At 75.9% G+C, this 21282-nt stretch carries 18 protein-coding genes and 3 tRNA genes; 5 read left to right on the forward strand and 16 right to left on the reverse strand.

Features of this window, described 5'->3' with window-relative positions:
- Positions 1 to 2: 2 nt before the first annotated feature.
- Entirely contained in the window at positions 3 to 1991 is a 1989-nt protein-coding gene (locus tag KJP73_RS19640; RefSeq protein ID WP_249669368.1) for a mechanosensitive ion channel domain-containing protein, read from the reverse strand.
- Between the two features lie 119 nt (positions 1992 to 2110).
- On the opposite strand from KJP73_RS19640, the gene surE reads away from it, so the two are divergent.
- Positions 2111 to 2893 (forward strand): 5'/3'-nucleotidase SurE, encoded by a 783-nt coding sequence (gene surE / locus KJP73_RS12990; RefSeq protein ID WP_213283290.1) that lies wholly within the window; start codon positions 2111 to 2113, stop codon positions 2891 to 2893.
- 19 nt (positions 2894 to 2912) lie between these two features.
- Here surE and KJP73_RS12995 read toward each other — a convergent pair whose 3' ends face one another.
- Genes KJP73_RS12995 through KJP73_RS13020 form a run of 6 tightly spaced genes read right to left on the reverse strand, consistent with a single transcriptional unit; the run spans position 2913 to position 8340 of the window.
- On the reverse strand, positions 2913 to 3785 hold the full coding sequence (locus KJP73_RS12995; protein ID WP_213283291.1) for a prenyltransferase: 873 nt from the start codon (positions 3783 to 3785) through the stop codon (positions 2913 to 2915).
- Positions 3782 to 4132: a lycopene cyclase domain-containing protein gene (locus KJP73_RS13000; protein WP_213283292.1), complete on the reverse strand. Its 351-nt coding sequence runs from the start codon at positions 4130 to 4132 to the stop codon at positions 3782 to 3784. The genes KJP73_RS12995 and KJP73_RS13000 overlap by 4 nt, the downstream gene beginning before the upstream one ends.
- On the reverse strand, positions 4129 to 4476 hold the full coding sequence (locus KJP73_RS13005) for a lycopene cyclase domain-containing protein (RefSeq protein ID WP_213283293.1): 348 nt from the start codon (positions 4474 to 4476) through the stop codon (positions 4129 to 4131). The genes KJP73_RS13000 and KJP73_RS13005 overlap by 4 nt, the downstream gene beginning before the upstream one ends.
- A complete protein-coding gene (gene crtI / locus KJP73_RS13010; protein ID WP_213283294.1) occupies positions 4473 to 6212 on the reverse strand; it encodes a phytoene desaturase family protein in 1740 nt (579 codons plus the stop codon). Before crtI ends, KJP73_RS13005 begins: the two co-directional genes overlap by 4 nt.
- A complete protein-coding gene (locus KJP73_RS13015) occupies positions 6209 to 7177 on the reverse strand; it encodes a phytoene/squalene synthase family protein (RefSeq protein ID WP_249669369.1) in 969 nt (322 codons plus the stop codon). The genes crtI and KJP73_RS13015 overlap by 4 nt, the downstream gene beginning before the upstream one ends.
- Complete coding sequence (locus KJP73_RS13020; RefSeq protein ID WP_213283295.1) at positions 7174 to 8340, reverse strand: polyprenyl synthetase family protein; 1167 nt, start codon at positions 8338 to 8340, stop codon at positions 7174 to 7176. The genes KJP73_RS13015 and KJP73_RS13020 overlap by 4 nt, the downstream gene beginning before the upstream one ends.
- Positions 8341 to 8569: 229 nt before the next feature.
- Here KJP73_RS13020 and galE point away from each other — a divergent pair, with 229 nt between their 5' ends.
- On the forward strand, positions 8570 to 9529 hold the full coding sequence (galE, locus tag KJP73_RS13025; protein WP_213283296.1) for a UDP-glucose 4-epimerase GalE: 960 nt from the start codon (positions 8570 to 8572) through the stop codon (positions 9527 to 9529).
- 55 nt (positions 9530 to 9584) lie between these two features.
- Here galE and KJP73_RS13030 read toward each other — a convergent pair whose 3' ends face one another.
- Genes KJP73_RS13030 through KJP73_RS13045 form a run of 4 tightly spaced genes read right to left on the reverse strand, consistent with a single transcriptional unit; the run spans position 9585 to position 12175 of the window.
- Positions 9585 to 10511 (reverse strand): LLM class flavin-dependent oxidoreductase, encoded by a 927-nt coding sequence (locus KJP73_RS13030; RefSeq protein WP_213283297.1) that lies wholly within the window; start codon positions 10509 to 10511, stop codon positions 9585 to 9587.
- A gap of 23 nt (positions 10512 to 10534) precedes the next feature.
- Positions 10535 to 11449: a cation diffusion facilitator family transporter gene (locus KJP73_RS13035; protein ID WP_213283298.1), complete on the reverse strand. Its 915-nt coding sequence runs from the start codon at positions 11447 to 11449 to the stop codon at positions 10535 to 10537.
- Positions 11416 to 11796 (reverse strand): ArsR/SmtB family transcription factor, encoded by a 381-nt coding sequence (locus tag KJP73_RS13040; RefSeq protein ID WP_213283299.1) that lies wholly within the window; start codon positions 11794 to 11796, stop codon positions 11416 to 11418. Before KJP73_RS13040 ends, KJP73_RS13035 begins: the two co-directional genes overlap by 34 nt.
- Before the next feature lie 34 nt (positions 11797 to 11830).
- Positions 11831 to 12175 carry a metallopeptidase family protein gene (locus tag KJP73_RS13045; RefSeq protein WP_213283316.1) on the reverse strand — a complete coding sequence of 115 codons (345 nt, stop codon included), beginning with the start codon at positions 12173 to 12175 and terminating at the stop codon, positions 11831 to 11833.
- A gap of 96 nt (positions 12176 to 12271) precedes the next feature.
- On the opposite strand from KJP73_RS13045, the gene KJP73_RS13050 reads away from it, so the two are divergent.
- The 3 genes from KJP73_RS13050 to KJP73_RS13060 all read left to right on the forward strand — a co-directional run bounded on the left by KJP73_RS13050 (position 12272) and on the right by KJP73_RS13060 (position 12568).
- Positions 12272 to 12344, forward strand: a tRNA-Glu gene (locus tag KJP73_RS13050).
- Positions 12345 to 12380: 36 nt separating this feature from the next.
- Positions 12381 to 12454 (forward strand) — tRNA-Asp (locus KJP73_RS13055).
- A gap of 41 nt (positions 12455 to 12495) precedes the next feature.
- A tRNA-Phe gene (locus tag KJP73_RS13060) sits at positions 12496 to 12568 on the forward strand.
- Between the two features lie 86 nt (positions 12569 to 12654).
- Here KJP73_RS13060 and KJP73_RS13065 read toward each other — a convergent pair.
- The 5 genes from KJP73_RS13065 to KJP73_RS13085 all read right to left on the reverse strand — a co-directional run bounded on the left by KJP73_RS13065 (position 12655) and on the right by KJP73_RS13085 (position 21103).
- The gene (locus KJP73_RS13065; protein WP_213283300.1) at positions 12655 to 15327 is read right to left on the reverse strand and encodes a bifunctional glycosyltransferase/CDP-glycerol:glycerophosphate glycerophosphotransferase; all 2673 of its coding nucleotides are present in this window, start codon (positions 15325 to 15327) and stop codon (positions 12655 to 12657) included.
- Positions 15324 to 17027, reverse strand: a complete 1704-nt coding sequence (locus KJP73_RS13070) for a hypothetical protein (protein ID WP_213283301.1) — start codon at positions 17025 to 17027, stop codon at positions 15324 to 15326. Before KJP73_RS13070 ends, KJP73_RS13065 begins: the two co-directional genes overlap by 4 nt.
- Positions 17028 to 17082: 55 nt before the next feature.
- The gene (locus KJP73_RS13075) at positions 17083 to 18705 is read right to left on the reverse strand and encodes a glycosyltransferase (RefSeq protein WP_213283302.1); all 1623 of its coding nucleotides are present in this window, start codon (positions 18703 to 18705) and stop codon (positions 17083 to 17085) included.
- A complete protein-coding gene (gene wecC / locus KJP73_RS13080) occupies positions 18702 to 19943 on the reverse strand; it encodes a UDP-N-acetyl-D-mannosamine dehydrogenase (protein ID WP_249669371.1) in 1242 nt (413 codons plus the stop codon). The genes KJP73_RS13075 and wecC overlap by 4 nt, the downstream gene beginning before the upstream one ends.
- A gap of 164 nt (positions 19944 to 20107) precedes the next feature.
- Positions 20108 to 21103 carry an LCP family protein gene (locus tag KJP73_RS13085; RefSeq protein ID WP_249669370.1) on the reverse strand — a complete coding sequence of 332 codons (996 nt, stop codon included), beginning with the start codon at positions 21101 to 21103 and terminating at the stop codon, positions 20108 to 20110.
- Positions 21104 to 21282 lie beyond the last annotated feature (179 nt).

The raw sequence follows: 21282 nt of genomic DNA on the forward strand, positions 1-21282 counted from the left end.
GCCTACGCCGACGACCCCGCGACGGCCGCGCTGCGGACCGAGCGGCGGGTCGGCGGGGCCGGGGGCTCGTCGGCGACCGGCTCCTGGACCTGCGTGCTCTCGACCGCGTCCGGGCGGGGCAGCGCGGCCGTCGCGGGGTCGTCGGCGTAGGCGGGGAGCACGATCGTCCCGGACTCCGCGGGGGCGGCGTCCGGCCCGTCCCCCGTCGCGCCCGGCGCAGTGACGCGGCCCGGGACCGTGACGGCCCCCGTCGACCCCGGGGCAGTTCCCTCCGGCGTCGGCGTGGTGGCCGCCGCCGTCGCCGTCCCGGGCACCGCCGGGGCGGTCCCGGTCCCGGGTACCGGCGTCACGCCCCCGGTCCCCGGCGTCCCGATCCCGGGCGCCGGCGTCCCGGTCCCGGGGACCGGCGTCACGTCGGCGGTCCCCGGCGTCCCGGTCCCAGGCGCCGGCGTCCCGGCCGTACCGGGCGCCGCGATCCCGGCACCCGACGCCCCTGCCCCCGGCACCTCCGGCACACGCGGCACGTCGCCCGAGGTCGCACCGACCGCGGCCAGCCCGCTGCCGGCGGTCGCGGTCCCCGTCGCCGCGCCGACCGCAGGGGCGGGCGCAGCGGTCGCGCCGCCCTCGGCCGTCACCGGCACCGCCGCGGTGCCCGGCGCGTCCTGCGCCCGGCGGCCACCGGAGGACCGCCCGGGCGTCGGCTCGGTCTCGTCGCGGCCCTCGGCGGCGTGCTCCTCGCGCTCGGCGATGACGTCCTCGCCGGGGCCGGTGAACGACCGCGACCGCTCCTTCGCCTGGACGCTGCCGGTGAACAGGCGGGCGTCGAGCTGCCCCGTCTCCGGTCGCGGCTCGACGGCGGCGTGCGAGCCGGTCGGCGGCCGCGGGCGCGCGGTGGGCAGCGCGGCGCCCTGCGTGGTCTCGATGCGGGTGCGGGGCAGGCCCTGCGGCGCGCTGCCCTGCAGGTACTGCACCAGCCCCTCCCGCAGGTAGCAGCGCAGGTCGAACAGGGTCGGCGCGTCCACGGCGCTGGCGAGCGCCCGCAGCCGTACCCAGCCGTTGACCGCGTCGGTGACCTGCAGGATCCCCACCCGCTGGTCCCACAGGTCGGTGTCCGCGAGCAGCCGGTTCAGCTCGGCACGCAGGTCGTCGACGGGCACCTGCCAGTCGACGTCCAGCTCGACGGTGCCGAGCAGCTCGGCGGCGCGGCGGGTCCAGTTCTCGAACGGGGTCTGCGTGAAGTACGTCGACGGCAGGATCAGGCGCCGGTCGTCCCACACGTGCACCACGACGTAGGTGAGGGTGATCTCCTCGATCCGGCCCCACTCCTCCTCGACGATCACGACGTCGTCGACGCGGATGGCGTCGGTGAACGCGAGCTGGAGCCCGGCGAACACGTTGGCGAGGCTGCTCTGCGCCGCGAGGCCGGCGACGATCGACAGCACGCCGGCGGACGCGAGCAGGCTGGCGCCGAACGCGCTGACCCCGGGGAACGTCAGCAGCACCGCGGCGACGGCGACGACCACGAGGATCGCGACGGTGATCCGGCGGAGCAGCTGGATCTGGGTCCGCACCCGGCGGGCGTGCCGGTTGTCCTTCACGTCGACGCGGTAGCGGGACAGCGCGGCGTCCTCGACGACGAAGGCCAGCGTGCCGACCAGCCAGGTCGCCGCGCCGATGAGGGCGATCAGCAGCACGTGCCCGAGCGCGCCCATCCACCCCGAGGACTCCCACGTCGCGTCGGGCACCGAGATGCGTAGCGCCACCCACACCGCGATGACGACGAGGACCGCGCGCAGCGGCCGCTTCGCCCGCCGGGCGAGGTCGGCGGCCACGACGGACTTCTTGGCCAGGGACCGCACCAGGATGCCGACGAGGACCGCCACGAGGAACGCGACGACCACCGCCCCGGCGACGGAGAGGATCGGGACGAGGACGTCCTGGGCGGTGTCGACGGTGTCGTCTTCGAGTGCTGCACGGATCACGGCAGCCATCCGACCACGCGACGTCGACGACTGCCCACCGCAGGAGGGCCGTGCGACGGACCCTCCGCACGACCTGCACACGCCGGTCCGGGGGTGCGGGACGTGCGCGCGCACGCCAGCATGGGCCGATGCGCGTGCTGGTGACCAACGACGACGGGATCGGGTCCCCGGGGCTGGCCGTGCTGGCGCGGGTGGCGGTCGAGGCGGGCGCGGACGAGGTGGTGGTCGCCGCACCGGCGCGCGACGCCAGCGGCGCGAGCGCGTCCCTGTACGGCGCCGAGCAGGGCGGCCGCCTGGTGGTCGACCGCACGGACGCCCCGGGCCTGCCGCCGGGCGTCGGGTCGTTCGCGGTGCACGCCTCCCCCGCCCTGATCGCGTTCGTCGCGGCGCACGGGGGCTTCGGCGGGCGGCCGGACGTGGTGCTCTCCGGCGTGAACCGGGGCGCCAACACCGGTCACGCGGTCCTGCACTCGGGCACGGTGGGCGCGGCGCTCTCGGCCGCCACGCAGGGCGTGCGCGGCATGGCGGTGTCGATCGCGGCCGCGCGGCCCGAGCACTGGGCGACCGCCGGCGTGTACGCGGCGCACGTCCTGGAGTGGCTGGTCGAGCGGCCCGGCCTGCCGGACCGGGCGGTGAACCTCAACGTGCCGGACCGGGCCGTCGCGGACGTCCGGGGGCTGCGCCGCGCGCCGCTCGCCGCGTTCGGCTCGGTGCAGGCGACCGTCGAGGAGGTCGAGCAGGGCGCCCTGCAGCTCACGTACGCGGAGGTCCCCGCGCCGCGGGAGTCCGACACCGACGCGGGCCTGCTGCTGCGGGGCTGGGCGACGGTCACGCTGGTGCACGCCCCCGCCTTCGACGCGGACGCGGCGCTGCCCGAGCTCACGGGCCCGCTGGAGCCGCCGGCGCCGTGACCGGGCCGGGCCGGGCGGTTCAGCCCGTCAGCGCGATCGCGATCAGCAGCATCGTCACCAGCCAGCCGGCGACGAGGTTGAGCCAGAGGAACCGGCGCCACCCCGCGTTGGCCCGCTCGCAGTCGTCGTCCCGGACGGACCAGAACGCCGCTGTGCTGACCGCGTAGGGCAGGGGCAGCAGCGCGGCGAGCCACCCCGGCCACGGCAGGGCGAGCAGGACCACCGCGGCGAGCACGTACCCGACGGTCGCGGCCACGACGGTGGCGTGCGAGCCGAGCACCGTCGCGACGGACGCGATGCCGCCCTCCCGGTCGGCCCGGACGTCCTGCACCGCCCCGAACGCGTGCGACGCCATGCCCCACAGCACGAACGCGACGAGCACCGGCCACACGGACCGGCTGCCCAGGTCCGCTCCGACGAGCACCAACGCGTAGAGCAGCGGCCCGACGAAGTGCATCGCGGAGGTCGCCGAGTCCAGCACCGGGCGCTCCTTGAACCGCAGCACCGGCGCGGAGTACGCCACGACCAGGAACACGACCACGAGCAGCGTCACCGCGGCGGCGGCCGACCCGACGGCCAGCAGGTAGACGAGGAACGGCAGCACCGACAGGGCGCTCGCCCACAGGATGCGCCGGTGCACGGTCCGGGCGACCGCCGGGTCCGCGAGCGCGCCCTCGATGCCGCCCTTGCGGGGGTTCCGCAGGTCGGAGGCGTAGTCGAACACGTCGTTCACGCCGTACATCAGCAGGTTGTACGGGACCAGGAAGAACAGCGTCCCGATGACGAACGTCGCGTCGACCCGCCCGCCGGTCGCCATCAGGTACCCCGCGGCGAACGGGTAGGCGGTGTTGATCCACGAGAACGGCCGCGAGGCCGCGACCACCTGCCTCACGCGGCGCCCTCCCCGGCGGCCGGCGCGGCGGGGTCGCCGGCAGGGCCACCGGCGCGGCGAGCGGACCGACGCTCCAGCACGGTCCACAGCACCGGCATGGCGAGGGAGGCGGCGATCGCGTAGGCGAAGTCCTCGAGCGGTGCGCCCCACAGGTAGACGCCCAGGATCTTGTCCTCGTCGAACACGTAGAGGTCGGCCGCGATCATCAGGGTGTCGAAGATCATCGTGAGCACGCACAGGTGGAACGCGGTCCACACGAGCGCCCACGGCCGCAGGCCCCGCAGCACGCGCCACGAGACGGCCACCAGCGCGACGAGCACCAGGACGTTCAGGACGATGTTCGTCACCGGGCCGCCTCCTCGCGGCCGGCGCGGGCCCGGAGCGCCGCCTGCCGGTCGAACCACCGCCACGCGAGCAGGGCGACGTAGCAGAGCAGCGTGAGGAACACGGCCTCCTCGACGGGCAGGTCCGGCGCGAGCAGCAGGCCGGTCATGTGGGGGCTCTCCCCCCGGGCGAAGATGCCGAGCAGCAGCCCGGCGACGTCCCAGAGCAGGAACCCGGCGACGCCCACCGCCAGGCACGCCGCGGTCCGCCGCGGGTGCGCCCAGAACGCGAGCCGGAACCGCCGGTCGATCGTCGCGAGCCCGCCGAGGGACAGCAGCAGCGCCCCCAGGTAGAGGAACCCCGTCACCGGGCCCCCGCCGTCGCGCCGGCCGTCGCGTCCGCCGGGTCGCCGGCGCTCGCGTCCGCCGGGCTGCCGGCCGTCCCGCCGTGCTCGGCCCACGTGCCCCGCGGCCGGGCCGCGGCGAGGAACCCGTGCCGCAGCGGCGTCGGCAGCGGGCGCGGGGACGTCTCGCCGAGCAGCCGCTTGGCGACGAGCTCGGCGCTGATCAGGCACATCGGCAGCCCCACGCCGGGCACCGTACCGCCTCCGACGTGCAGGAGGTTCGGCACCTTCGCGGACCGGTCGCCGGGCCGGAACATCGCGCTCTGCGCGAGCGTGTGCTCCATGCCGAGCGCTGTCCCCCGCCAGGCGGAGAAGTCCCGCGCGAAGTCCGCCGGCCCGACGACGCGCCGCGTGACGACGCGCTCGCGCAGGCCCGGGACGCCGGCCCAGCGGCCCACCTGGTCGAGGTACCGGTCCGCGTAGGAGTCGAGCTCCGCCTGCCCCGCCGGTCCCGCGCCGATGGCGGGGTCCGCGGGGAACGGCACGAGCAGGAACAGGTTCTCGTGGCCCGCGGGCGCGGCGCCGGGATCGGTGGCGGTGGTCCGCGACACGTACAGGGAGGCCGTGTCCGGCACGCGCAGGTCCTCCGGGCGGGACGACTTCCCGGCACCGAGGATCGCGTCGAAGTTGCCCGGCCAGTCGCGGGTGAAGAACAGCGAGTGGTGCGCGAGCTCCGGCAGGGGGCCCCGCACCCCGGCCATCACCAGCAGCGCCGAGATCCCCGGCCCCCGGTCCGTCCACCACTGCTCGGGCAGGCTCCGGTGCTCGGCAGGCAGCAGCGCGGTCTCGGTGTGGAACAGGTCCGCGCCCGAGACGACGACGTCGGCCGGCACGACCTCCCCCGACGCGAGGCGCACCCCGCGCGCGACGCCTGTCCGCCGCGGGTGGCGCACCGACCGGGCCGCGTCGTCCACCTCGACGGCGACGACGTCCGCCCCCGTGCGGATCCGCACGCCGTGCCGCACCGCCAGCCGCTCGATCGCCTCGATGACCGTGTACATGCCGCCGCGCGGGTACTGGACGCCGTCGACCAGGTCGAGGTGGCTCATCAGCGAGTACAGGGCGGGCACCCGGTACGGCGACGAGCCGAGGAACACCGCGTGGTACCCGAGCACCTGCCGCAGCACCGGGTGGTCCGTCGTGCGCGCGACCTTCTGCGCGAGCGTCTGGGTCAGCAACGACGCGAGCGTGCCGGCGCGGCGGGCGACGTCACCGGTGACCGCCCGGTCGGGGCGCGCGAACGTCGTGTACAGGAAGTGGTCCAGGGCCGTCCGGTACGCCTCGGAGGACTCGGCGGTGTAGCGGCGGAACGCCTCCCCCGCTCCGGGCTCCATCCGCTCGAACAGGGCGAAGTTGGCCTCCGGGTCGGCGGTCACGTCGAACGGCTCGGCGGCGGCGCCGGGGCCCGCCGCCGGGTCGGGCTCGGGGAACAGCCGGTACGCCGGGTCCAGCCGCACCAGGTCGACGTGGTCCTCGATCCGCTCTCCGAGCAGGGCGAAGAAGTGCGCGAACACCTCGGGCATGAAGTACCACGACGGCCCGGTGTCGAACCGGAACCCGTCGACCTCGAGCGTCCCGGTGCGCCCGCCGACCCGGTCGTGCCGCTCCAGGAGCGTGACGTCCGCACCGCCCCGCGCGAGCAGCGTCGCGGTCGCGAGGCCGCCGATCCCGCCGCCGACCACGACCACCCGACCCGTCACGCAGCACCTCCGTCGTCCGTCGTCCGTGCCGGCGGTCCGCCGGCCGATCCCCTGCGCACCCGCGCCCGCGCGGCGTCCGCCGCCTGGCCCGCGACCGTCCCGGCCACCACCGCGAGCTTGCGCGGCGTGCTCACCCGCACCCGCGTCGCGAGCACCTGCGCCGGCGGCGTGGCCGCGAGGTCCGCGAGCAGCCGGTCGTACAGCGCCAGCGTGGCGGCCACGGCGGTCCGGGCCCGCCGCGGCAGCCGGGGCAGGGCGGCCCGCGCCCGCGCGAGGTCGTCGCCGATCTCGTCGAGGATCGCCACGAGCTGCGTGTCGGTCGGGCCCTGCGGCCCCACGCCGGGGAAGTAGCAGCGGCCGAGCTCGCCGGAGTCGGCGCCCAGGTCCCGCAGGAAGTTGATCTTCTGGAACGCCGCGCCCAGGGCCCGCGCGCCGTCGACCGTCGGGGCGTCGGGCCGCCGCACCGGCTCGCCCGGCCGGCGGTCGGCGTTGAGGAACACCTGCAGGCACATGAGGCCCACCACCTCGGCGGACCCGTAGACGTAGCGCAGGTAGGACGCGCGGTCGTGCACCTGCACCGTGAGGTCGGCCCGCATCGACGCGAAGAACGGGTCCACCTCCGCCGGGCCGATGCCGACCCGGCGGGCCGTGCGCGCGAAGGCGTGCACGACGAGGTTGGTCGACCAGCCGGACACCAGGGCGCGGGCGGTCTGCGCCTCGAGCTCGTCCAGCAGCGCGCCGGCGTCGTCGCCGCCGCGGGTGTCGACGACCTCGTCCGCGATCCGGACCAGCGCGTAGACGGCCTCGATGTCCCGGCGGGCCCGGGGGCCCAGCAGGCGGGTGCCGAGGCCGAACGACGTGGAGTACCCGGCCAGCACGGCGCGGCTGGCCCGCGCGGCCGTCCGGTCGTACAGGGCGGCGGACGCGGCACGGACCCCGTCGGCGGCCGGGCGGTCGGCGGTCACGCGGCGCACCCGGCGACGGCGTCCAGCATCTCGGTCAGGTACCCGGCGAGCCCCGCCGGCAGGCCCTCCTCCGCGGCGGTCCGGGCGGTACGCACCGCGTCCGCGCGCACCAGCCGCGTCTCCGCCAGGGCGCCGGAGGCCTCGATGGCGTCGCGCACCCGCGCGGCCTCGTCCTCCGGCAGGTCCGCCCGGCCGACGCCGGCGTCCAGGACCGCCCGCTGGGCGGGGTCGGCCCGCAGGTACGCGAGGCGCAGCAGCTCCGTGCGCTTGCCCTCCCGCAGGTCGGACAGCACGGACTTGCCGGTGACCGCGGGGTCGCCGAACAGCCCCTGCTCGTCGTCGAGCAGCTGGAACGCGACGCCGAACGCCGTGCCGAACCGGTCGAGCACGCCCAGCACCCCGTCGTCCGCGCCGGCGAGCAGCGCGCCGGCGGCGAGCGGCGTGCAGCACGAGTACACGGCGGTCTTCAGCTCGGCGACCCGCAGCGCGTCCACCGCCGTGGGGCCGCGCAGCGCGCCCGTGACGTCGAGCAGCTCGCCGGCGACGGTGGTGTCGACCGCGCGGGCGAGGTCCTGCACCAGGCGCAGGCGGGTCTCCGCGGGCACGGGCGCCGACACCACGAGCTCGAACGCGGCGGCGAGCGCGAGGTCCCCGCCCAGCAGGCCGGCGGCGAGCACCGGGCCGTCCGCGGCGGCTCCGACCACCCCCTGGGCCGCGAGCCGGCGGCGCGCCGCGCCCGTGACGTTCGGCCGGCCGCGACGGGTGTCGTCGTGGTCCAGCACGTCGTCGTGGACGAGCATCGCGGTGTGCAGCATCTCCTGCGCCGCCGCGACGGGGGCGACGGCCGGCAGGTCGGTCCCGCCGAGCCCCAGGTACGCGGCGAGCGTCAGGCGCGGTCGCATCAGCCGGCCGGCGCCGACCTGGGTGCCGACCGCCCGCCACAGAGCGGCGTGCTCGGCGGCCAGGTCCCGGGCGCGGGAGCGGCGGCGGGCCACGTCGTCGACCAGCAGCAGGCGGACGGCGCCGATGCCGTCCTCCACCCGGATGGCCAGGGCGGGCGCGTCGGTGGAGGCTGTGCGGGTGCGCGGCGGCGTGTGCGCGCGGGAGCCCGCGACCAGGCTCGCGGGTCCGGCCGCGTCGGTGCGGCTGCGGGCACTGCGCACGCGTCCTCCCCCGGGGCTCGATGAGATGCTCAGCATACTGAGCATCTCCGGGGGCACCACCGGAGCGGCGCGTCCCCCGCGTCGACCACCCTGCCGAGCACTCTGCCGCATCGGGGCCTCGGAGACGAGGGGTCCGGCACGACCGGCTCCCACCGCACAACCGGACAGGAACCACCGGATCCGATCAGGAAGCACCAGCAACGCGCGCCGTCCGCGCTAGGCTGGCGGCATGACGTGGATGGTGACCGGCGGAGCGGGGTACATCGGGTCGCACGTGGTGCGGGCGTTCGGGCAGGTGGGGATCGGCACCGTCGTGCTCGACGACCTGTCGTCCGGGCACCGCGGCTTCGTGCCCCAGGACGTGCCGTTCGTGCAGGGCTCGATCCTCGACACCCCGCTCGTCACCGAGGCGCTCCGGGAGCACGGGGTCACCGGCGTCGTCCACCTCGCGGGGTTCAAGTACGCCGGCGTCTCGGTCCAGCGGCCGCTGCACACGTACGAGCAGAACGTCACCGGCACCGCGCACCTGCTCGAGGCCATGGCCGCGGCCGACGTCCGCCGCATCGTGTTCTCCTCCAGCGCCGCCGTGTACGGCACGCCCGACGTCGACCTCGTCACCGAGGACACCCCGACCGCGCCCGAGTCCCCCTACGGGGAGTCCAAGCTCATCGGCGAGTGGCTGCTGCGCGACCAGGGACGGGCGACCGAGCTGCACCACACGTCGCTGCGGTACTTCAACGTCGTCGGCTCCGGCACGCCCGAGCTCTACGACACCAGCCCGCACAACCTCTTCCCGCTGGCGCTCGACGCCCTCGCCGAGGGCCGGACGCCGCGGATCAACGGCACCGACTACGCCACGCCCGACGGCACCTGCGTCCGCGACTACGTGCACGTGGCCGACCTGGCCGTCTCGCACGTCGCCGCCGCCCGCGCCCTGTCCGACGGCCGCGAGCTGCAGCGGGTCTACAACCTCGGCTCCGGGGACGGCGTCTCCGTGCGGGAGATCATGACCGCGATGGCCCAGGGCACCGGCATCGACTTCGAGCCCGAGATCGGCGCGCGGCGCCCCGGCGACCCGGCGCGGATCGTCGCGTCGGGCGAGGCCGCCGCGCGGGACCTCGACTGGGTCATGCGGCACACGCTCACCGAGATGGTGCAGAGCGCCTGGGAGGCGCGGCAGGCGCACTGACGCTGCGCCCACGCGCCGACGCCGCGGCGGCGCCCCGCAGCCGCCCCGACCCCGGTCAGCGACCCAGGCGGGACAGCCCCTCGGCCAGCACGTCCTCGGACCCCGCGTAGATCCCCTCGGCGCGCGGCCAGTGCACCACCACGTCGGTGAACCCGAGGTCGGCGGCGCGCTCGACGCCCTCGACGAGCGTGTCCACCGAGTCCAGGGAGAACACCGGGGCGCCGTCCAGGCTCAGGTACAGGTCCGGGACCCGGCCGTCGGGCGCCTGCCGGGCCGCGACCTCGCGCACCTGCTCGACCATCCCCGCGAGCCCGGTCCACCACGCCTCCTGCGCGGCCGACACCGGGCCCTCGACGTCCTCCGGGGCGAAGAGCGGCCCGTACGTCGCCCAGCCCTGCCCGTACCGGGCGGCGAGCGCCATGGTGCGGGGGCCGTTGGCGGCGATGACGAACGGCGTGCGGGGCCGGGCGATCGTCCCCGGGTGCATCCGCGCGTCGTGCGCCGCGTAGAACGTGCCCTCGTGGTCGGTGACCGGGTGGGTGAGCAGCCGGTCCAGCAGCTCCACGAACTCCTCGAACCGCCGGGTCCGCTCCCCGCGGGTGGGCGCCGGGCCGAGCACCCCCGCGTCGAACCCCTCCCCGCCGGCGCCGAGGCCCAGCAGGAACCGGCCCTCCGCCACGTCGTCGAGGCCCATGACGTCCTTCGCGAACGGCACCGGGTGCCGGAAGTTCGGGGACGCCACCCAGGTGCCCAGCCGGATCCGCTCGGTGACCGCCGCGGCCGCGGCGAGCAGCGGCACCGTCGCGAACCAGGGCTCGTCGGCCAGCGACCGCCAGGCCAGGTGGTCGTACGTCCACGCGTGGTCGAAGCCGTACTCCTCCGCGCGCCGCCACACGTGCCGGGCCTGCGCCCAGCGCTCCTGCGGGAGGATCACCACGCCGAGGCGCGGGCGGGCGGGTGCGGGGGCGGCGGCGTCGGTCACGGACGCCAGCCTAGGACCAGCGCTCACGCGTGCGTCCGGGCCTCCCGCGACTCCGGCGGCTCGAGCTGGAACGTGCAGTGGTCGACGTCGAAGTGCCCGGACAGGCACCGGCGCAGGTCGCCGAGCACCCGGCCGGACTCGCCGCGGGCCAGCACGTCGGCCGGCACCTCGACGTGGGCGGACAGCACCGGCACCCCGGACGTGATGGTCCAGGCGTGCAGGTCGTGCACCCCGAGCACGCCGGGGACGCCGCAGATGTGCCGCCGGACGTCGTCGAGGTCCACCCCGGGCGGCGTCGCCTCCAGGAGCACGGCACCGACGTCGCGGAGCAGCGACCAGGCCCGCGGGGCGATCAGGACCCCGATCAGCACGGAGGCGATCCCGTCGGCCGCGGCGAACCCGGTCGTCAGCACGACCACCGCGGCCGTGATCACCGCGACGGACCCGAGCAGGTCGCCGAGCACCTCCAGGTAGGCGCCGCGGACGTTCAGCGACTCCTGCTGCCCCGGCCGGAGCAGCCGCAGCGCCACCGCGTTCGCGAGCAGACCGACGACCGCGACGGCGAGCATCAGACCGGCCTCGACGTCACCGGGCTCGGCGATCCGCCGGACGCCGCCGACGACCGCCCCGACGGCCACGACGGTCAGCACCAGCGCGTTCACGAGCGCCGCGAGGATCTCCGCCCGCTGCCAGCCGAACGTCCGCCGGGCCGTGGCCGGACGCCGCGCCAGCGAGGTCGCGACCAGCGCGAGCGTGACGCCCGCGGCGTCGGTGAGCATGTGCCCGGCGTCGGCGATCAGCGCGAACGACCCGGACACCAGCCCGCCGACCACCTCGACGACCAGGACGGTCAGCGTGATGGCGAGCACCGCCGTCAGCCGGCCCCGGTGCGCCTGGGCGGCCGTCACCCCGTGGTCGTGCCCGTGCCCGGTTCCCATCGTCGTCCCTCCGTCCGTGCGACCACGCGCTCCGCGGCGCCGAGCAGCTCGTCCAGCTCGGGGTCGGCCAGCGCGTACCGCGTCGCCCGGCCCTCCGGCGTGGCGACCACCAGCCCGGCCGTCCGCAGCGTGGCCAGGTGCGCCGAGACCGTCGACTGCGCCAGGCCCAGGGCCTCCGTCAGGTCGACGACCCGCCGCGACCCGTCCGCGAGCAGGTGGACGAGCGACAGCCGCGTCGGGTCCGCCAGCGCGTGCAGGACCCGGACGACGTCCTGGTGCGCGTGCGCACCACCGGCGCCGGTGTGGTCGTGCAGCACGGGCGGAACCCGTGACTCATCGTTGCTCATCGATGATATCGCTCCTCGTCGCTGAAAGGGAAGGCTATGCCCAGCCGAGCTCGTGCAGCCGGTCGTCGTCGATCCCGAAGTGGTGCGCCACCTCATGCACCACCGTGACGGCGACCTCCTCGACCACCTCCTCCCGGTCCGCGCAGATCGCGAGCGTGGGACGGCGGAAGATCGTGATCCGGTCCGGCAGCGACCCGGCGGCCCAGAACTCCCCGCGCTCCGTCAGGGGCACGCCCTCGTACAGCCCGAGCAGGTCGGGGTCGTCCGCCGGCGCGTCGTCCTCCACCAGCACCACGACGTTGTCCATCTGCGCGCCGAGCTCGGGCGGGATGCGGTCCAGACCGTCCCGCACGGCGTCCTCGAAGTCCTCCAGCGACATGTCGATCACGGGCCCATCTTGGCCGATTTGGGAGTTCGTCGATCCTCCCCGTATGATCGTCACCGGTCTGAAGACGCCTCGACGTCAGGGGCGCAAGCCCCCATCGTCTAGCGGCCCAGGACCCCGCCCTTTCACGGCGGTAGCACGGGTTCGAATCCCGTTGGGGGTACGAGCAGTGCATGTGGAAGAGTAGGTCTCACTACGAGGCCCCGTAGCGCAGTTGGTTAGCGCGCCGCCCTGTCACGGCGGAGGTCGCGGGTTCAAGTCCCGTCGGGGTCGCTCGATCACACCGGTCCATCTGGACCGGTGTTGTCGTCCGAGGCTCTGTAGCTCAGTTGGTAGAGCGTTCGACTGAAAATCGAAAGGTCACCGGATCGACGCCGGTCGGAGCCACTTCGGAAGCCCCGCTCGCCCCAGGCGACGCGGGGCTTCGTCGTTCCCGGCCCGGCTCGGACGGCGCCCGGCCCAGGCCCACGGCGTCACGACCCCGCCACCTGCCGGATCCGGCGCTCGATCGCCGCGGCCACCCGCTCGCCGTTGCGAGCGTCACGGTGCGCGAAGGTGCCCGCGACCCGGCTCCGGTAGGGCTCCTGCACGGCGAAGCCCCGCCCGACCGCGTCCGCGATGCACGCGAGCGCGGCGTCCGCATCGGTGGCGACCGGGCCGAACCCGTCGGTCGCGTAGTCGAAGTAGCCGCGCCGCTGGGTGTGGGCCCCGCTGAACACCGTCTCCTGGTCGAACTGGAAGTACACGACGGGCACGCCGGTGTAGGCCGCGTCGAAGGCCACGGAGGTGTAGTCCGTCACGAGCAGTGCCGACCGGACGAGCTCGGACTGGAAGCCGGCCGCCGACGGGTCGACCCGCTGCACGTGGGCCGGCAGCGGGAACGCGGGGAGCACCCGGTCGAGGTGCGGGTGCAGCAGCAGCCGGACGGGCTGCCGCAGCTCCCCCGACAGCGCTGCGAGCCGGTCCGAGCGGAGCAGCGCGAGCCAGGCCTGCCCGAAGTCGGACGCCTCGAGGACCCGTCGCCGGTCCGCGTCCGACGCGCAGGCCTCGAGCTCCGCGTGCAGCGCCCGCCGCCAGGTGGGCATGACGAGGATGCTGCGGGGCTCGCCGTCGGTCTCCTCGCGGAGCGCGACCAGCCGGTCGTACCGCGGGAAGCCGGTGAGGGCGACCTCGTGGCCCTTGAGCGCGTACGGCGACCCCGGACCGACGAAGCTCTCGTGCTCGGCCTCGGTGGCCGTGGTCAGGAGGTCGATCCGCTTGCCGTTCAACCAGCGCGAGATGTCGTCCTTCGAGACCCCGTGCTGCAGGAACACGAAGATGCCGGGGAGCGCGCCGAAGTCGCGTCGCGGCACGGGGTACATGCAGCCCTCCACCGCGTCGGAGGAGATGCGGGCCGCCGCGTTGAGGGCGATGAGCACCGCCTCGTCGCTGCGGAGGTCGACCAGCCGGAAGCCGTCCGCCGCGAGCCGGTCCCAGTCCGCCGAGTCACGCTCCAGGAAGAAGTACGCGTCGATGTCCGGGCGCTCGCGCAGGAGGTGCCGGTAGAGGTGCTCGCCGTTGTCGTCGGCCACCCAGCGCCGGTCCATCACGATCCACGCGCCGGCGTACCGGTCCCGCACCTCGGGTGCGCGAGCCAGCTCCTTCATCGACGCCACCCACGCCGACCGCGCGGCGGCACCGGCCCGGGAGCGACGGCGCGCGCGCAGCTGGGCGGCGAGCCGAGCCACGACGCGCACCCGGGGGCTGGTCGTCGCCAGCGCCGCCACGTCGGTGACCCGTCGTGCCGTCGCGATCCGGCGCACGACGACGGTCCGCGAGTCGTGCGCCGGAGCGCCCGAGAGCCGGTACCGCGGCCGGGGCGGGCGGCCCCATCGCGGGCTCCGCATCGTGCGCAGCACCGCCGGGACGCCTCCGACCCACAGCGAGACCTCCGCACCGGAACGCCACCGCACGGACGTCTCGGTCATGAGCTCCTCGCCGAAGACGGCGTGCAGCCGCGTGCCGGTCACCTCCGGCCGGACCTCCACCCCGTCGCAGAACGCGCGCAGGGCCGGGACCGGTCCGCGGTGCATGACGGACACCTGGGCGTGGCCCTCCGCGTCGTCGCCCCACCGGTGCACCCGGGGGACGAGGCCGTCGTCCGCGTAGCGGACGAGCAGCGCCTGGCGGGTCGTCCACGGGTGGGCGTTGCACGGGAACCGCTCGATCGTGGCGGCGTCCACGTGCTCCATGATGCGCACGACCAGCTCGAGGAACCGGCGGGCCAGGTCGCCGTCGACCCACGCCACCTGGCTGGTCATCGACTGCTCCTCCTTGAGGTACCAGAGCAGGTCGTACAGGACCATGTACTGGGCCCACACCGGCGTGGTCCCGCGCACCGACGTGACGTACCTGAGCAGGTCCAGGTAGCCGAGCTCCGGCACGACGGTGAACCGCTCCGGACGGCTCCAGGCGGACTGGACCAGGGAGTCGCTGGTCGACCGCTTGCGGTAGAAGTAGTGCGCCCGGGCGGCGACCGCGACGACGGGGTCGTCGAGGTGGGCCAGGTACCGCCCGATGAGGTGCGCGTCCTCGTACGTCGGCACGATGCGCCCGTCGTACCGGAGCCCGTGCCGCCGCAGCACGTCCGTCCGCAGCATGAAGGCCGTGCCGAGCACGAAGGCCTCGGGCTCGTCCTGGAGACGCGCCAGCCGGTCGCCGAACCGGAACTTCTGCCCCAGGGGGTGCGCGTCGCGGAACCGGCCCGTCCGGTCGTCCAGCAGGTACAGGCGTGGCGCGACCAGCCCCGCCCTGCCGTCCCGGTCACGGTCGAGCAGGCGCGCGACCGCGGCGAAGTAGTCCCGGTCGACGAGGTCGTCCCCGTCGACCGACGTGTACCACTCGCCCTCCGCGACCTCGAGCGCCCGGTTCCGGGCGTGGCCGGGCCCCGCGTTCTCCTGCCGGACCACCCGCACGTTCGGGCGCCCCCTGGCCCAGCGCTCCGCGATCAGCGCGCTGCCGTCGGTGGAGCCGTCGTCGACCAGCACCACCTGGATGCGGTCGATCCCGTAGGTCTGCCGCTCGAGGGACCGCAGCGTCGCCGGGAGGTAGCGCTCCACGTCGTAGAAGCTCACGGCCACCGTGAAGCGGAAGGGGTGCGCCGTCATCGGGCCGCTCCTCGGGCCGTTGCCCGGGCCGGCCGCGGTGCTGTGGCGCGAGCCGGCCCCGTGCCGGGCCCGGGCTCCCGCGCGTCCAGGCGGCGGCGGTCCTGAGCGGTGCCGTCGCCGGTGGCCAGCCGTGCGCGCAGGGCCACCACGTCCGCAGCGTCGATCAGCTCGGCCTCCCCGGGCAGGAACCGGCGCAGGCGGTCGGCGGCGTACCGCGCGACGTCGCCCGCGTGCCGCAGGCGTCCCAGCCGGAGGAGCGTCTCGGCCTGGACGACCCGCAGCGAGAAGACGAGGACGTACGCCTCGCACCCCTGCCGGAGCAGGTCGTCGCAGAAGGTCCCCGCAGCCGTGACGAACGCCGCCGCGCTCTGGTCCTGGAGCCGGGCGACCTCCCGGGCGCGGTCCGCGACCCCGACCGGGTGCACGGGGCCGGTGGCGTCGGCGCCCGCGGCCGGACCCAGCAGCTGCTGCGACGCACGCTCCCACCGGCCGGCGAGCGTCGGGGACCCGCGGTGCGCGGGGGCGGCGGCGTCTTCCGTGCCCGTGCGGCGCCCGGGCGGCACGCTCGCGCGCCACCTGGAGCCCATGGTCCGCGCGACCTCGTCGAGCACGCCCGCCGCCGCGGCGGCACCGCCCGCGGCGCCCGGGGAGTCGTCCCGGCGCAGGCGCGAGAGCTCGGCCGTCGGCGCGGCCACCCGCCCCCGGCGCAGCCCGTCGAGCGCGAGCGACAGCCGCAGGGTCGCCGTGAGCACGGTCTCCTCCTGCGCCGCCCGCAGCGTCTCGGCGAGGGCGGCCTCCACCCGCGCGCGCACGGGGGCAGCGAGCGGGAGACCGGCGCGGCGGGTCTCGAGGGCGACGTGCACGCGCTCGAGGTGGCCGGACCGGCAGCGCGTGCCGGCGGGGCCGGCGTCGTCGCGGAGCGCATCGACGTCCAGCCACGCGCGCAGGAGGCGAGCGGCCGGCGTGCGGTCCTCGTCGAGCGCGCGCAGCCGCTCCCGCGCCCGGGACCTCACCGGCAGCGCCGCGCCCGTCCCCGTGCCCGCGACGACGAGGAGGAGGGCGGCGGCGGTCACGGCCCCGGCGACCGCGCCCCGGGTCCGCGCGAGAGCCGTCACAGCCGTGCTCCCCCGGAGGAGGGCCTCCTGGTCACTGGTTCTCAGCACGGAGCGCAGGGCGGACCCGAGCGAGGCGACCAGCGCGTCCGGGCCGCCCGGGGCGTCGGTCCTGCCGTCCGCCAGGCTCCCGTGCAGCCGCAGCAGGTCCAGCACGGCGGGGACGCCGGCACCGTCCGCGACGAGGCGACGCACGAGCGCACCGGTGAAGAGGGTGTCCGCGCGGTCGTCGCCGGCCCAGGCACGCACCGTCGCCCAGTCCCCCGCGCCGGCCAGCAGGGCGAGGTCGGCCGCACCGGGCGGCTCCCGCAGCGGCGCGCCGGCCGCCACGTACGCGCGGTAGTGCCCGTGCGCGGCTCGGGGGTCGTCGCGGGCAGCGAGCCGTGCGAGCCGGAGCCGGAGCGGCTGGCTGTGCCGGCACGGGCCGGCGTGCACGGCCTCCAGGTCCCGGACCGCCACCTCGGCCGCCGCGAGCACCCCCGGGCTCGCCCCCGCGCCCGGGTGCCCGTCCGAGCCGGGGTGCTCGTCGGAGCCCGGCGTGCAGAGGTCGAGCGCGCGCACGGCGGCGCGGGTGGACGTGGTGCTCATGGTGCTGCTCCCGGGGCGCGAGGCCCGGCTCGGCGGACGCGCGCCGACCGGGACGTCAGACGAGGACATGCGACTGCGGGGGTCCGAAGAACAGCAGCTCACCGGTGGCGAGGACCTCGTCGTCGGTGATCTGCCACGTGTGCGCGTCACGGCCGGACCGGACCTGGACGAAGTTGAACCGGTCGGCCGAGTACACCCGGCCACCCGCCGCCACGACCCGGCGCAGCATGCCGGTGTCCTCGCCCCGCGCGACCTCGGGGAACCGCGCGGCGGCCGCGACCTCGCGACGGCACACGATGGTCGGGCCGGCGACGAGGTCGGTGTAGCGGTGCTCCCGGTCCCCGAACCGGAGCACGGTCGCCCCGGACCTCCGCAGGTGCACGTGGTGCGCCTGCTTGCCGACGAGGTCCGCGTCCGCGTACGCGAGCGCCCGGGCCTGGTCGGCGAGGTAGTGCTCGCCGTACAGGTCGTCGTCGTCGAGCTTCGCGACGACCGGTGCGTCCGCCACGGCGACGAGCCGGTTCAGGCAGGCGCCCAGCGGGACGGTGCGATCGGCCGTGAGCAGGACGACCTCCTCGATGCCGAGCTCGCGGCACCGCCGCCGCAGGGCGTGCTCGCGGGCGACGAAGCCGTGGGTGAGGAGCGCGAGCTGGACGCGCACGCCGCGCTGCGACGCCACGGTCCGCAGGATTTGCTCGAGCTGGGCCGCCCGGTGGGTCGACACCAGGGCGGTGACGTACGGGTCGCGGGCTGCGTCCCCCTCGCGCAGGCCGACGTCGGCGAGCACCCGCCGCGCCCGAGCGCCGTACGTGTGCTCGCGCCAGATCCGCCGTTGGGCGAGGTGGACGGTCCGGTCGCGCAGCTGCGGCGAGTTCAGGGCACCACGCAGCACGAGCGCCGCCTCGTCGGCGTCCCGTGCCCGGAGCACCTCGCCGGGCTCGAGCGGGCCGGCAGCGGCGGCACCGGTGACGACGACCGTCCCGCGCGCGCTGTGCTCCAGGACGGTGCGGACCGCGGCCGGGCCCCCGTCCTGCCCGGGGACCAGCACGACCGGGTGCTCGCGTCCCGCGCCGGGACCGCCGGCGGCGCGCGCCGGGCTGTGCAGCACGGGCTGGACGGCAGGCGGGAGGACCCCGACCCGCGCGTGCCCGAGCGCGCGGCGGTAGCGCTCCGCGCGCGTCGCGTCCGCCGCGTAGACCCTGTCGAAGCTCGCGGCGGCCCCGACGAGCGGCGCCTCGCGCTCGTCGGTGTCCCAGAGGACCGTCGGCGTCCCGGTGCCGCGGCACGCGTCCAGCAGCTGCGCGAGCGCGGCGCCGGGCGCGGACGAGCCCAGGAGCTGATCCCGCCACCGGTGCGCAGCGCCGCTCGGGGAGGAACCGACCACGAGCAGGTCCAGCGGCGGCGGGCCGGCCCCCTCCGCGCCGGCCGTCGTCGGCGACGGCACGACGACGTGCCACTCGTGCCCGAGCGCGAGGTGCAGGTGGTCGTCGGCGACCACGCCGACGACCAGACCCGGCGTCGCCGGAGAGCGTTCGGGGCGCGAGGGCGGGGCGGCACCGGCCCGTCGGCGGTCGCGGAAGCGACGCACCTGCGCCACGCCACCGCGGCGCAGGTGCCAGAGGCCGGCCCGCGCGACGGCGAGCCGGCCGCCCCCCGCCGGGCGCTCCGGAGCGGTCACCGCCACGACCCCCTCGTGTCGATGACCGTCGCGTCGGCCGCCCCGAGGCGTCGGGGGTCCGTGGCACGGAACGCCGCGTGGTCGACGAGCAGCAGGACGACGTCCGCCCCGGCCACCGCGGACCGCAGCGGGCGGAGGGACACGTGGGGCGCCGCACGCAGCCGGGGCGGGAGGACGTCGACATGGGGCTCGACCACGTCGATCAGCGCGTGCGGCAGCAGCTCCGCGAGCTGCTCGACGACGTCGACCGCGGGCGACTCGCGCAGGTCGTCGATGTCCGCCTTGTAGGCGAGGCCGAGCGCGGCGATGCGCGGCCGCTCGACGCCCCGGACGGCATCGGCCACGCGGTCGACGACGGTGCCGGGCTGGGCGTCGTTCACCTGGCGCGCCGCACGGATCAACGGGGTCCGCCCGGGTGCTGCGGACACGAGGAACCAGGGGTCGACGGCGATGCAGTGGCCGCCCACGCCCGGGCCGGGCCGCAGGACGTCCACGCGGGGGTGGCGGTTCGCGAGCTCGATGACCTCCCACACGTCGACGTCCAGGTCCGCCGCCACGAGCGAGAGCTCGTTGGCGAAGGCGACGTTCACGTCCCGGAAGGAGTTCTCGACGAGCTTGGAGAGCTCGGCGGTGACGGAGTCCGTCAGCGCGATCTCGCCCCGGCAGAAGGTCGCGTACACGTCGCGGGCGCGCCGGGCGGCCTCGGGCGTGATCCCACCGGCGACCCGGTCGTTGGTGACCAGCTCCACCATCACCCGGCCCGGCAGCACGCGCTCCGGGCAGTACGCGACGTGCACCGTCGGTCGGCCGTCGTCGCCGTCGCCGCCGACGCTCAGGTCGGGACGCTCGGCCTGCAGCCGGCCCGCGAGGCGGAGGGTGGTCCCGGGCGGAGAGGTGGACTCCAGGACGACGAGCTCCCCGCCGCGCAGCCGCGGGGCGATGCCGCCGAGGGCCGCGTCGACGCAGCCGAGGTCCGCGGTGCGGTCGGCACGGAGCGGGGTCGGCACCGCCACGACGTACACGTCGGCCGCCGGCGTCTCGCGCTGGGCCCTGAGCCGCCCCTGGGCGACGGCACCGGCCAGTGCGCTCCCGAGGTCCGGCTCCACGAAGGGGACGAGCCCGCCGTTGACCGCGTCCACGACGCGGGGGTCGACGTCGACACCGATCACGTCGGCGCCGTGCGTCGCCGCGACCACCGCCGTCGGCAGGCCGACGTAGCCGAGCCCGATCACCGCGATCCTCGTCCGCGCCGGGTGGCCGGCGCCCTCGCCGTGTGCAGAACGCGGGAATGTCACGGTCGACCTTTCGCAGGGACGTGCCGGCGCCTCCGTGCCGGCTCATCCCCGGACGACCACGACAGCATTTCTCGATGTCGCCCGTGCGGGTGAGGACCAAGGTCCCGTCATTCCACCACGGGGGACAGCATGTCGAGGTGCTCGGCGTGCGCCCGGACGTGTTCTCCGGCCGTTCCGGCATTCACCGCCGCCATCAGCCCCGCGAGCGCGGGACGGTCCAGCACCACGATGCTCTGCGCGCCGTCCGGGCTCCGCCCCGTGCCGTCGGTCGGCACGGTCAGGAACGTCACGTCCGTCGACGCCAGGTCCTGCACGCGGGCCCGGAGGTCCGCCATCACGCCGTCGTCCAGGCCCTCGTCGGTCGCGACGGAGTCCCCGACCGCCCGGAGGAACGGCACCGCGGTGAGCGGGTTCGAGAGGGTGCCCTCGTTGCGGGTGCGCGCGACCATGGCACGCACCCACGCCTGCTGACGCTGCACGCGGTCGAAGTCCCCCCGGGCCAGGGTCGTGCGCTCCCGGACCCACCGCAGCGCCTGCTCCCCGGTGAGGAGTTGCTGCTTGCCGGCGGGCACGGTGGTGCCGGCGGCCTCGAGGTCCTGCTCGAGCGTGATCCGGACACCGCCGAGCGCGTCCGTGATCGCCGCGAACGAGGTGAAGTCCGCCACCGCGAAGTGGTCGATGCGCACGTCGGTGAGCTGCTCGACCGTGTGGATCATCAGCGACGGGCCGCCGTAGGAGAACGCCGCGTTGAGCTTGCCCTCACCGTGGCCGGGGATGTCGACCCACGCGTCCCGCGGCAGCGACATGACGTAGGCGGCCCCGCCCTCCGCCGGGAGGTGGACCAGCATGATCGTGTCGGTGCGCTGCGCCCCGGCGTGCCAGAGGCTCGGGTCGCCCGCCGAGATGCGACTGTCGGAGCCGAGCACGAGCAGGTTCATCGGCGCCGCGCCCGGCTCCGCCGCGGCCGGCGGGGCGGCCGGATCCGGCCGGGACGGCAGTGCCTCGAACGGGTCGTCCAGCTTCTCGACCCGTCCGCTCAGCCACTGCTGGACGCCCCAGACACCGCCCACGGCAAGGAGCCCGAGGCCGAGAAGAAGGCCCACGCTGACGAGCAACGCCCGCCGGCTGCGACGTCGACGGACGCCCGCTGGATCGCGATGGCGGGTAAATGACATGGCCCCGATCCTACGCAACGATCTACCAGGCAAGAATGCCGGGCCCGCGCGGGACAAATCGCCGAACAATGCGGACAAATATTCGGATCACATCGCCCACCACCGCG

The sequence above is a fragment of the Cellulomonas hominis genome (assembly GCF_901521055.1).
Lineage (GTDB): Bacteria > Actinomycetota > Actinomycetes > Actinomycetales > Cellulomonadaceae > Cellulomonas > Cellulomonas endometrii.

Excerpts from the sequence above, each read along its gene's own strand:
- KJP73_RS13065 (WP_213283300.1), bottom strand. The coding sequence starts at position 15,327 with ATGACGGCGCACCCCTTCCGCTTCACGGTGGCCGTGAGCTTCTACGAC.
- surE (WP_213283290.1), top strand. The coding sequence starts at position 2,111 with ATGCGCGTGCTGGTGACCAACGACGACGGGATCGGGTCCCCGGGGCTG.
- galE (WP_213283296.1), top strand. The coding sequence starts at position 8,570 with ATGACGTGGATGGTGACCGGCGGAGCGGGGTACATCGGGTCGCACGTG.
- KJP73_RS19640 (WP_249669368.1), bottom strand. The coding sequence starts at position 1,991 with ATGGCTGCCGTGATCCGTGCAGCACTCGAAGACGACACCGTCGACACC.
- KJP73_RS13040 (WP_213283299.1), bottom strand. The coding sequence starts at position 11,796 with ATGAGCAACGATGAGTCACGGGTTCCGCCCGTGCTGCACGACCACACC.
- KJP73_RS13070 (WP_213283301.1), bottom strand. The coding sequence starts at position 17,027 with ATGAGCACCACGTCCACCCGCGCCGCCGTGCGCGCGCTCGACCTCTGC.
- KJP73_RS13035 (WP_213283298.1), bottom strand. The coding sequence starts at position 11,449 with ATGGGAACCGGGCACGGGCACGACCACGGGGTGACGGCCGCCCAGGCG.
- KJP73_RS13045 (WP_213283316.1), bottom strand. The coding sequence starts at position 12,175 with ATGTCGCTGGAGGACTTCGAGGACGCCGTGCGGGACGGTCTGGACCGC.